The sequence below is a fragment of the Agriterribacter sp. genome, assembly GCF_035444585.1.
In the GTDB taxonomy this organism is placed as follows: domain Bacteria; phylum Bacteroidota; class Bacteroidia; order Chitinophagales; family Chitinophagaceae; genus Agriterribacter.
In genome coordinates, this window is sequence record NZ_DAOMOZ010000251.1 from 1 (window position 1) to 6210 (window position 6210).

General features: G+C 43.5%; 7 protein-coding genes. 4 read left to right on the plus strand and 3 right to left on the minus strand.

What is annotated here, in order from left to right:
* Together PLH26_RS19115 and PLH26_RS19120 are read left to right on the plus strand one after the other, a co-directional pair.
* Nucleotides 1-959 (plus strand): beta-helix domain-containing protein (locus PLH26_RS19115; RefSeq protein WP_324587624.1); only part of this gene is annotated, 959 nt, incomplete at its 5' end.
* Between the two features lie 61 nt (nt 960-1020).
* A complete protein-coding gene (locus PLH26_RS19120; protein ID WP_324587625.1) occupies nt 1021-1539 on the plus strand; it encodes a toxin-antitoxin system YwqK family antitoxin in 519 nt (172 codons plus the stop codon).
* A 243-nt stretch (nt 1540-1782) separates the two neighbouring features.
* Here the strand turns inward: PLH26_RS19120 and PLH26_RS19125 are convergent, their stop codons facing one another.
* The gene (locus tag PLH26_RS19125) at nt 1783-2070 is read right to left on the minus strand and encodes a cell division protein ZapA (protein WP_324587626.1); all 288 of its coding nucleotides are present in this window, start codon (nt 2068-2070) and stop codon (nt 1783-1785) included.
* A gap of 80 nt (nt 2071-2150) precedes the next feature.
* Between PLH26_RS19125 and PLH26_RS19130 the strand changes: the two genes are divergently transcribed.
* Nucleotides 2151-2441: a hypothetical protein gene (locus PLH26_RS19130; protein ID WP_324587627.1), complete on the plus strand. Its 291-nt coding sequence runs from the start codon at nt 2151-2153 to the stop codon at nt 2439-2441.
* Here the strand turns inward: PLH26_RS19130 and PLH26_RS19135 are convergent, their stop codons facing one another.
* Together PLH26_RS19135 and pheT are read right to left on the minus strand one after the other, a co-directional pair.
* Nucleotides 2442-2732: a hypothetical protein gene (locus PLH26_RS19135; protein ID WP_324587628.1), complete on the minus strand. Its 291-nt coding sequence runs from the start codon at nt 2730-2732 to the stop codon at nt 2442-2444. It abuts the gene before it with no gap.
* A gap of 23 nt (nt 2733-2755) precedes the next feature.
* Nucleotides 2756-5185, minus strand: a complete 2430-nt coding sequence (gene pheT, locus PLH26_RS19140; protein ID WP_324587629.1) for a phenylalanine--tRNA ligase subunit beta — start codon at nt 5183-5185, stop codon at nt 2756-2758.
* A gap of 505 nt (nt 5186-5690) precedes the next feature.
* Between pheT and PLH26_RS19145 the strand changes: the two genes are divergently transcribed.
* A partial coding sequence (locus PLH26_RS19145; RefSeq protein WP_324587630.1) for a replicative DNA helicase occupies nt 5691-6210 on the plus strand: 520 nt, incomplete at its 3' end.

Genomic DNA, 6210 nt, shown 5'->3' on the forward strand with positions numbered 1-6210 from the left:
GGGTCAATAACGCCGACGGACTGGGGTTATACGGTGGGGCCGATGATGCGGATAATTCAGGCTCCCTGCAATATGTACGCATAGAGTATGCAGGATACGCCTTTTTACCCGATAAAGAATTGAATTCATTAACAATGGGCGGGGTAGGCAATGGTACTACTGTTGACTATGTGCAGGTGAGCTATGCCCTGGACGATGCCTTTGAATGGTTTGGCGGTACAGTGAACTGCAGTCATTTGATTGCCTATAAAACCCTGGATGACGACTTTGATACTGATAATGGTTACCGTGGCAACGTACAGTTTGGTATTGTGCTGAGAGATTCATCGCGGGCCGACATTTCTAAGGTAGAAGCGTTTGAAAGTGACAATGATGCCAATGGCAGCAGCTTAACTCCCCAAACGGCGCCTGTATTCAGCAATATAACGGCTATAGGCCCCCGTGAAAAAACAACCAATACCGGCAATAGCTTATACAATGCAGCCGCACAGTTAAGACGGAATACCAGCACTTCTATTTTCAATTCCGTTTTCATGGGCTGGCCCACCGGCTTGCTGATAGATGCAAGCAAAGGAACGCCTGTTCAGGAAAATATTACGGCAGGAAGGTTGGTAGTGCAAAATACAACCATTGCGGGCTGTGCAGCACCCACTAAGTTTGCCGACAATTCAGGCGCTTCAACGGGATGGACCAATAGCAACGTAAGCAACTGGTTTGGTGCTGCTGAATACAATAATGAGGTACTGGCTGAAAATGCGGAAGTGAAGCTGGCCGCCGCCTTTAATTATGCCAATCCCGATTTTACGCCGCAGGCAGGGTCACCCTTGCTGAATGCTGCCAGCTTTACGCATGCCAAAGTAGCAACCGGGTTTACTCCGGTTACATTCAGGGGTGCCGTGGGAGCGGCGGGTACACCCGAAGGAGACTGGTGGAAAGGCTGGACTTCTTTTGTTGATTAAAACAGACATGATGCATACAGGCGGCCTTTTACCCGAGGCTGCTTTTTTATATTTTTTCTTTATGAGGTTTTTAATATCTGTTGTTGCTGTGGCGATGCTGTATACGGGCTGTAAAAGCACGGTAAATCATTTACCTGGCGGAATGGGTAAAATAGATATGGCATTCTTTGATTCCGTACGCTACAACAGCGATACGGGCTTTACAAGGATAATAGGCGCCGGGGAATTTTATAGCGCCGAGCAATATTATAGGGGAGATAGCATTGTTTCAAAAATCATGAAAGATACAGCCGGCCGCATCACGGCCTTTGTGCAATTTCATAAAAATATCCGAACGGCTTATGCAGAATACTACAGCAACGGGCAGCTAAAAGCAAAGCTGTTGCTCAATGACCAGGGGCTGTTTGATGGTCGGGCTACCTATTATTATGGAGATGGGAGTATAAAAAGCGAAGGTGTATACGATAAAGGTTTTTTTTCGGGAGCCTGGAGAAATTATTCGGCGGGAGGAGTATTGCTCTCAACTGATGAATATGATGCAAACGGGCAGTTGATCCGGTCTGCTGCTCCTGACCGCTGACTGCTATTTGAAGCCGTTGCAACAGTTGCATTTGCTTTCGGTGCATAAGGATAATGCCGGACAGGATATTGGGTAAAAGCAACTGATTTTGGTTGATGAGGCTTTTGGCGGATTTCATCATGTCTGAATAGCTGTTTTCTTTGATCTTTGATAAAATAAACAAAGCTTTGTACCCGGGTACAAATGATGATTTCTCTTAAAAGGAAGCTGTTCCACAATGATGGATCATCCCGGGGAAATGCCTTACAACCCAAGTGTTTTATTCAGTTGTCCTTCCATTTTGGCGAGGGCTTCCGTAAGATTTTTTTCCAAAACCGTTGATTTTCCGCTCTGTAGCTGGGTTGCGTACCACAGCAATACCATAGATACATAGTCCTGCATATCCTTGCCGGCAAATTCAGTTTTAAATTCTATGATCTTGTCATTGATGATTTTAATGGTTTTTCTTACCTGTTCTTCATCTTCCGGTGCTACTTTGATCCTGTAGGTTCTGTCGCCAATACCTATATTAATAGCGATGAGTGTTTGCATATGCTGAAAATTATGGTTAATTTTATTCACACTTTATCAACAGTTGATTGGTGCTCTTTCGTTGTGTTAAAATAATTTCAATGATCCCTGAATCTAAAACCGAAAACCCTTCCATAATGCTTGCAAAACTAAAATCCCTCGTATTCATTGATAAACTGGTTTTTGAGTTAAGTGATGCTACTGCTTCCTCGTTAAGGGCTGTGCTTAAGGATGATAAAGGAAAAATTTGCAGCATGTTCGAAACTGAAGTGGAACCTGCGCAAAAATCGTTTTGCTGGAACGGGCTTAATGATTTGCCATACGGTGTGTATACGCTCGAGCTTTCCGGAGGAAAGGAGGAGCAGTTCATGCGCCTGGTAAAAAGAATTTAACTATTGATTCGCCAGCAGAGCAATACACTGGTCTATTTCCTTAATGTATGTATTGATGCGTTTCTCCAGGTCGGATTTAATTTCCTGCCCTGCCTGTCCCGAAGATACTTTTGCTATCTCCACCTGCTGCTGCAGCCATGCGGCTTTCTCTTTCATCTCTTTTTCCCCGGCTTTCTTTTGTTCAAGATCCTGCTTTAACCTGTCATTTTCTTTTTGCAGTGCATGGTATTGCTTCAGCAATAACTGCAGCTTTTCATTTATGCGGCTGATATCTTCGTTAAGACGGCTCATAAAAACACAACATTATGATATTTTTATTTCCTTATTTCTGCCGATAGTTCCTGTTCAAAGGCGTGCATGATCTTTTGCATCATGCTATCAATTTCAGTGTCGGTGAGGGTTTTTTCTTTGTCTAAAAACGTAAAATTTACCGCGAAAGACTTTTTCCCGATGCCGAGCTTATCGCTTTCAAATACATCAAATAGTTTTACAGACTGTAATTTTTGTATGTCCGCATGTTTAACCGCCTCTTCCACCTTTTCATAAGCAAGTTGCTTGTCTACAACAATTGCAAGATCGCGTTGAACAGCAGGGAATTTCGTGATTTCAGTATAACCCGGTTTTTGCCTGGAAGCATGGCCCTGTAACTTTTCCCATTCCAGCTCGGCGTACCATACCTGCTGTTTAATATCGAAGCGTTTTACAACAGATGCATTGGTCAGCCCTAATGTCATTATGGTATCGTCGTCAATTGTTACCTGTATACCGTATTGCAGGTAACCGGCAATGGCGGGCCGAACCTCGTAACGGGTGAGCCCCGCAGCCTGTAAAATGCTTCCTGTAATTCCTTTCAGGTAATAAAAATCAGTTTTTTCTTCCTTTGTTTTCCATGACGCTTCTTTGATCATTCCCGTAATATAAAGGCATAGTTTCTCTTTTTCTTCGTATTGTCCAACACCGCTCGTATGATAGGTTTTACCAAATTCAAACAAGCGGAGGTTAAGGTTCCTGTGGTTGATATTATGGGCCATGCACTCCAATCCGGTTTCCAGCATGGAAGGACGCATAATATTTAATTCAGCGCTAAGGCTGTTGAGCATTTTTACGGAAGTATTTAGTGTAGCATCATCAAAATAAGCACTGTTGGTAATAGAGTTGGTGAATATTTCATTAAAGCCATTGCCCGCAAGATAATTGGCTACCTTTTCTTTTAGTGCCGCTTGGTAAGCAATGGTCTCTACAGAAGGGCTGATGGTAATGCTACCGGGGATATCTACATTATCATAGCCGTCAATGCGCATAATTTCTTCCACAATATCTGCAGGCAGTTCAATGTCGGGTTTGCTGAAAGGGGCCGCCACCCGTATTTTATCAATATCTTCCTGGATCACCTCAAAGCCGGAATTTGTAAGTATTTTTTTTACACTGTCGGGATGATAACTTTTACCGCTTAACTTTTTGAGGTAATGGTAAGCGAGGATAACCTGCTTTTTTTCTTTGGGGTCGGGGTATACATCTGTGATGTCCGATGCAATTACCCCCCCGGCCAATTCTTTTATCAGAAGCGCCGCTCTTTTTAGCACGGTTACGGTATTGCTGATATCCACTCCTTTTTCAAAACGTGCGGCTGCATCGGTACGTAAATTATGCCGGAAGGATGTTTTGCGGATGGTGACAGGGTTAAACCAGGCACTTTCCAGGAAAATATTTTTGGTATCAGCGGTTACGCCACTGTGTAAGCCGCCAAATACACCTCCAAAACACATCGGTTCGCCGTTGCCGTTACAGATCATCAGGTCATCGGCATGGAGTTTTCGTTCTTTTTCATCTAAAGTGATGAATGGTGTGCCTTCGGGAAGGTTCTTTACAATTACGGTATTTCTTTTTATGCGGTCTGCATCAAAGGCATGCAGGGGTTGTCCTGTTTCGTGTAAAATAAAATTGGTAATATCTACTATATTGCTGATGGGGCGCAGCCCTATTGACCTGATGCGTTGCTGCAGCCATCCGGGGCTTTCTTTAATGGTTACATTATCTATACGCACGCTGCTATAGCGTTCACAGGCTGTTTGGTTTTCTATTTTTACTTCAATAGTGTTGCCCTGCCTGTCTTTTTTAAAATTGTTGCTGTATGGGTATTTAACCGGGTAATCTTTTTTCTCGTGAACGCTTAAATAAGCACAAACATCTTTGGCAACACCCAGGTGGCTCATGGCGTCCATGCGGTTAGGCGTAAGTCCTATTTCATAGATCCAGTCGCTTTGCAGTTTAAAATACGCTGCTGCTGCGGTGCCGGGCTTTGCATCATCGGCCAAAACCATTATGCCTTCGTGGTTGTTGCCGAGCCCTGTTTCGTCCTCCGCACAAATCATTCCATAGCTTTCTATGCCCCGTATCTTTGCTACTTTCATGGTAACCGGCTCGCCTTTACCCGGGTAAATAGTGGAGCCCACAGGTGCTACCACTACTTTTTGACCGGCGGCTACATTTGGCGCTCCGCACACGATCTGTAAGGGTTTTTCCCCTCCGGTATCAACCTTTGTTAACCTGAGCTTATCGGCATTGGGGTGCTTTTCTGTTTCCAGTACCTGTCCGATAACCAGTCCTTTCAAGCCCCCCTTCACTGCTTCTTTCTCTTCAAAACTTTCTACTTCCAGCCCCAGTGAAGTTAATATAACAGCTAATTTTTCGGGTGTAATATTTACCGGGAGATATTCGCAAAGCCAGTTGTAACTGATGGTCATATAATGATTACTTCTTTTTCAATTTCATTACCGATTAACGGAGCGGTGGCAAAGATAATTAAATTGATCGGGCGCCGGAAATGGCTGTAAGTCCATACTGTTATTTTAATAGTCCGGCCAAAAAAAACAGGCTGAATTGTTTCGCACAGTGGGTGTGTATTATTTCTGTTACGAGCAACAATTTTTTGGTAAATTGTGCATAAACCAAAAATAATGGTGGAAAAGCCTGCTTGCCCTGTGTAAAAGCGTGTTGGTATAAATTAATAAAAAAAAGTAGAGGCGTAATTTGGTTATCAAAAATCAATGGTATTAAATTCGCCTTCCCGACACAGTTGGTAACATTCCGGTAATAATGCATTAATATTAGCATCATATATAGGAGCATAGCATAATCAATACAATTTGGCTCATAACGAAAAGCCGAGAAAGCGGTTGTATGGAAGGGTTACTATACTGTTGGCAGGCAGGCGAACAACGATATATAACCCCTATATAAAAGACTTTAATGGATCATCTTACCAATCTTAATAAAGACCGTAAAACCCGCAGAAAAAGTTCAATTGATTTAAGTTCGATGGTATATGGCAAGGTGCCCCCCCAGGCGCGCGACCTGGAAGAGGCAGTATTGGGAGCCATTATGCTGGAGAAACCTGCCTTTGATACGGTAGTCGAGATTTTAAAACCCGAATGTTTTTATGTAGACGCCCACCAGCGCATTTACCGCGCCATGCAAAACCTGGCACAGAAAAGCATGCCTATTGACCTGCTTACAGTAGTGGAAGAGCTAAGGTCCAAAGAAGAACTGGAACTGGTTGGCGGGCCCTATTACGTAACCAGGCTGACCAATGCGGTAGTATCTTCTGCCAATGTAGAAACTCACTCCCGCATCATACTGCAAAAATTCATTCAGCGCGACCTGATCCGTATCAGCGGGGAAGTGATCAGTGATGCATATGAAGACTCCGTTGATGTGTTTGATTTGCTGGATGAGGCAGAAAGCAAGCTTTTTGAAATTACCAATAATC